The sequence below is a fragment of the Flavobacterium galactosi genome (assembly GCF_048158585.1).
GTDB lineage: Bacteria > Bacteroidota > Bacteroidia > Flavobacteriales > Flavobacteriaceae > Flavobacterium > Flavobacterium galactosi.
The window spans coordinates 1-5,886 of the sequence record NZ_JBLNKV010000014.1; the positions used below are offsets into that span (position 1 = coordinate 1).

At 38.8% G+C, this 5,886-nt stretch carries 2 protein-coding genes; both read left to right on the plus strand.

Annotated features, from left to right (window positions below; all coding sequences use genetic code 11):
• Positions 1 to 2,029 (plus strand): YDG domain-containing protein (locus ACM55M_RS17330; protein ID WP_416858932.1); only part of this gene is annotated, 2,029 nt, incomplete at its 5' end.
• A 968-nt stretch (positions 2,030 to 2,997) separates the two neighbouring features.
• The coding region (locus tag ACM55M_RS17335; RefSeq protein ID WP_416858933.1) for a beta strand repeat-containing protein at positions 2,998 to 5,886 on the plus strand (2,889 nt) is incomplete at its 3' end.

A 5,886-nucleotide genomic window follows, 5' to 3' on the forward strand; every position in this document is an offset into this window, starting at 1 on the left:
TTCAGTTCTAACCCAAACTTTAAATGGAGTTATTGCACCAGATGCAGTAAGCTTAACGGGCGGAACGGCAAGCTTCAGCGATAAAGACGTTGCCAATGGCAAAACAGTTACCTCTTCAGGTATGGTTTTATCAGGAGCGCAAGCTGGGAACTACAGTTTGACATTCGTGGGAACAACAACAGCAAATATAACTAAACGAGACCTTACCGTAACTGCTACCGGCATAGATAAAGTGTACGATGGCAATACAACGGCAACTGTAACTCTTTCTACTAATAAAGTAAGTGGAGATGATGTAACGGCTTCTTATAGTGCGGCTTCTTTTGATAACCCTAATGGTTCTATTGTTGATGTTAATAAACCAATTACAGTATATGGTATTTCAATTAGTGGTACAGATGCTGCTAACTATAATCTGTTGAATACGACAGCCACAACAACTGCAAACATTACCCAAGCACCAACCACTTTAACACTAACACTTAGTGGTTATCAGGTTCGCTATATGGATAACCTTACTTATACAGCGGTAATTAAACCATTGAATACAGCAACGCCACTTACAGGTTTTGTTACATTCGTAATAGGAACAGTCAATTATACAGCTATTGTTGTTCCAATCCCTGGTTCTCTGGATGGTTCAGTACAGGCGATGGTTATTAACCAACTACCTGCAACTGTTATTCCGGGTAGTTATACCGTAACAGCCACTTTTACAAGTACTAATTCAAACTATACTTCGGGTTCTTCTGATTCTAAAACACTTACTGTTGTTCCAAGAAATGCAGATCCATACGCTGCAACAGGCTTCTATGTAGGTGATGGCTTTGCTTGGACAACTGGGCCAAATACTAGTACTGCAACTGTAACTGTGGTTGCAGCCATAAGAGATACAAATGTACCTGGTGGTGATGTGCGGGGGGCAAAAGTTTCGTTCTATTTTGTTAACGGAACTACCTTAACGGCCATTCCAAGTGCTCAGAATTTGCCAGTAGGCTTGGTGGATGTAACCGATGGAAGTGTTGGTACTGCAAGTGCTATTGTTCAGTTAAATATAGGTTCTCTAAATTCACAAAGCTTCCAGATAGCTGTGAAGGTTACTGGAGCTTATACCAATAATCCTTGGGATGCGCTGTCTGGAGGGATCGTTACTGTTTCAAAACCTGTTACCGGAGGATTTATTACTGGAGGTAGCAACCTTACAAATCAAAGTTCATCAGGATACATTAAAGGTGCTGCAAGTTTAAATACAGACTTCCAGTTTGATATTCAGTATACCAAATCAGGCACAAATCCGAAAGGAAAAGTTAATATTATGGTTCGCAGTTGGTATGACAGAAATGGTATCCTCGATTCTAAATTGCATACTTACTTAATTAGGACAAATGCAATTGCTTTGCTGGTTATAGCTAATCCATTAGCAACCGGTACTTTCAGTGCTAAAGCAAATATGGAAGAGCAACTTACCAATGGAACTGTTGTATCAGTTGAAAGCGGAGCTACCTTCCAAATGGTGGCATTCCAAAATGCTTGTGAACAAAAAATAGCCATTACCTATTACAGGAAGGCAGGAGGTGTATGGTTCTCAAGTAATTGGGATTCGTTAACAGCAAAATCAGTACTTCAAGCGGTAAATTCTAATAGTAAAGTTTTTGTTTCTGGTGGTGGAAATTGTTCAGTATCGGTACCAGCAACAACTGCCCGTACGGCTAATCCAGTTGCTTCCAAACAAGTAATGGAAATACCGGTGGTTATTGCCAAAGAAATAAAAGAAGTATCAGAACCAGTTCCTTTCAATGTAATTGCTTATCCAAATCCATCAAGCCAGCACTTTATTATAGAGATGAAAGGTGGCAGTAATGAAAAAGTGGAAGTATTAGTATATGATTCACTTGGAAGAATGGTGAAACATATTGATAATAGTGATGGGCAGCAAATTAAGTTTGGTGATGGACTTCCATCAGGTGCTTACATTGCGATAGTTACTCAGGGTATTGACCAAAAAACGGTCAGGCTAATAAAACAGTAACGCTTATTTCATAATTGTTTTTTTAATTAACTCCATCTCAATTTTATTGGGATGGAGTTTTTTTATATAGCAGTTAAAATGATTTGAGAATTCAGTTTTAGGTAAAAGCAGTAAATACATAAGCATCAGGAATGGGTTTCAATTTAAAATGAAATATTTAGCCTTATTGCGTTTTATGAATAATGATTTGGGCTGATAGCATTATAATAAATTAAGGAAGTTTTTAATATAAGGAGCTGTCGGGTTTCACAAGGTTATTGAGGAGAGTTGACTTAATTTTGAATTAAATTTTCATCAATTCAAATTAAAAATCGGATTCAAAAGCCAGCATATTTTATCATTATATTTTTTTTATTTCCTCTGAAAATCATAAGGTATGTAGTTCATAGTTTTTTTTATTCCTTTAATCGGAAATGTATGAAAAATTGGACTAATGTGTTCTTAATTACATAATTTAGCATTTAAGTTGATGAAATTCAGATGATTATTTGAATGTTTTTTGTCTAAAAAAACCGTAAATTTTATAAAATTATGTTAAATGGTTACAACTCAAAAAAGTTCTTTCCGCATTTATATTTTAAGAAAAAACAGTCCCAATTCATTATTTGAATTCAATAAATATGAAAACATTTCTACCCAAATCTGGATTTTTAACTATAGTTCTTTTTATTACAAATATTTTTTTTTATCGCACATTAACTTTACCAGAACTGGAATATGGGTAAGTTTCTAAAGTTACTTTTGATAGAATTCGTTTTCTAAGTGGTAGCAAGTAACTTCTCAAGTATAATTAGTATTATTTATAGTTTCAGTTTCCTGAAAATAAAATCTTAATTTTTTTGATACTTCTTCTAGTGCCATAATCCATTTTTATTATTAATCCTTTTGTGCAGAATATACCCTTTAAAAAGAGAGAAGGCTTTACTATTTTAAGAAATTAAATTACTCATATAAAAAAAATAAATCTTATGAAAAATATTTTTACTTCAAAAGAAAAATTACTACATACAATTATATTGATAGTAATATCTATTTTTAGTTTTATAGGCACAATTGATAAGGCCTATGCTCAATCTCCTCAAGCGATTCCCTATCAGGGAGTCGCTCGAAATGCTAGTGGAGATATACGAGCTTTGCAAAACATCAGTTTGAGGTTTTCTATTCGTAGTGGTACTTCAACAGGTTCAATTGTGTTTCGAGAAACTCATAATGTTACTACTACCAATCTTGGGTTATTTAATGTGAATATTGGTTCAGGAACGCCAAATACTGGTACTTTAGCAGCTGTAAACTGGGGTATTGGCGCTAAGTTTATCCAAGTTGAAATGGATGCAACAGGTGGTGCTGTTTTTTTAGATATGGGTACTACACAATTGAATAGCGTACCTTATGCCTTATATGCCGAAAATGCAAATGTACCAGGTGTAGCGGGACCTGCTGGCCCTACGGGAGTAACAGGTCCTCAAGGTTCGATAGGATTGACAGGAGCTACTGGCTCTCAAGGTCCGATAGGATTAACAGGTGCTACTGGAGCACAAGGAATCCAAGGAATTCAAGGGTTAACTGGTCCTGCTCCTTCAGGGGCTGGTTTTGTTACGGTTTCCGGCGGTGTGTTGAATACTCCAGGAGGTTTAACCGGGGATGTATCAACCTCTGGTTCAGGTCTTGTTACCACACTTTCAACTACTGGAGTGAGTGTTGGAACTTATTCAAAAGTAACAGTTGATGCAAAAGGAAGGGTGATTGCTGGCTCACAAGCTACTGCTTCAGATATAGGTTTAGGAAATGTTAATAATACATCGGATGCTGATAAACCTATATCAACGGCACAACTAGCAGCATTAGATTTAAAAGAAAACTTGGCTAACAAATCAAATGCTCTCACATTAGGAACAAGTGATGTTTTATATCCAACTCAAAATGCGGTTAAGAGTTATGTTGACGCAAGTGCTTCGGTCGGTTCTGCGGCTTTAGCAGCAGAAATTGCAAGAGCTACAACGGCAGAAGGAACACTTACCACTAATATAGCTGCTAATGCAACTGCAATTTCAGCAGAAGCTACAGCTGCAAGAGCTGCTGAGTTAACTTCGACTACTAATTTGGCAGGAGAAGCGACAAGAGCAGGATTAGCTGAAACAGCCAATGCAACTGCAATATCTACAGAAGCTACAACTGCAAGAGCTGCAGAATCAACTTTGACTACTAATTTGGCAGGAGAAGCCACAAGAGCAGGATTAGCCGAAACAGCAAATGCAACTGCAATATCTACAGAAGCTACAACAGCAAGAGCTGCAGAATCAACTTTAACTACCAACTTGGCAGCAGAAGCTACAGCTGCAAGAGCTGCAGAATCAACTTTGACTACTAATTTGGCTGCAGAAGCCACAAGAGCAGGATTAGCTGAAACGGCAAATGCAACTGCAATGTCTACAGAAGCTACAATTGCAAGAGCTGCTGAGCTAACCAATACAAATGCTATTGCTGCCAATGCAACTGCAATTTCAGCAGAAGCTACAGCTGCAAGAGCTGCTGAGTTAACTTTGACTACTAATTTGGCAGGAGAAGCGACAAGAGCAGGATTAGCTGAAACAGCCAATGCAACTGCAATATCTACAGAAGCTACAACTGCAAGAGCTGCAGAATCAACTTTGACTACTAATTTGGCTGCAGAAGCCACAAGAGCAGGATTAGCCGAAACAGCAAATGCAACTGCAATATCTACAGAAGCTACAACAGCAAGAGCTGCAGAATCAACTTTAACTACCAACTTGGCTGCAGAAGCCACAAGAGCAGGATTAGCTGAAACAGCCAATGCAACTGCAATATCTACAGAAGCTACAACCGCAAGAGCTGCAGAATCAACTTTGACTACTAATTTGGCGGCAGAAGCCACAAGAGCAGGATTAGCTGAAACGGCAAATGCAACTGCAATATCTACAGAAGCTACAATTGCAAGAGCTGCTGAGTTAACCAATACAAATGCTATTGCTGCCAATGCAACTGCAATATCTACAGAAGCTACAACCGCAAGAGTTGCAGAATCAACTTTGACTACTAATTTGGCAGCAGAAGCCACAAGAGCAGGATTAGCTGAAACAGCCAATGCAACTGCAATTTCAGCAGAAGCTACAACTGCAAGAGCTGCTGAGTTAACTTTGACTACTAATTTGGCTGCAGAAGCCACAAGAGCAGGATTAGCTGAAACAGCAAATGCAACTGCAATTTCAGCAGAAGCTACAACCGCAAGAGCTGCAGAATCAACTTTGACTACCAATTTGGCAGGAGAAGCCACAAGAGCAGGATTAGCTGAAACAGCCAATGCAACTGCAATATCTACAGAAGCTACAACCGCAAGAGCTGCAGAATCAACTTTGACTACTAATTTGGCTGCAGAAGCCACAAGAGCAGGATTAGCTGAAACAGCCAATGCAACTGCAATATCTACAGAAGCTACAACCGCAAGAGCTGCAGAATCAACTTTGACTACTAATTTGGCTGCAGAAGCCACAAGAGCAGGATTAGCTGAAACAGCCAATGCAACTGCAATATCTACAGAAGCTACAACCGCAAGAGCTGCAGAATCAACTTTGACTACTAATTTGGCTGCGGAAGCCACAAGAGCAGGATTAGCTGAAACAGCCAATGCAACTGCAATATCTACAGAAGCTACAACCGCAAGAGCTGCAGAATCAACTTTAACTACCAACTTGGCAGCAGAAGCTACAGCTGCAAGAGCTGCAGAATCAACTTTAACTACCAACTTGGCAGGAGAGGCTACAACTGCAAGAGCTGCTGAATTAACTAATTCAAATGCAATTTCAGCAGAAGCAGCAACAGCAAGAACTGCAGAATCAACT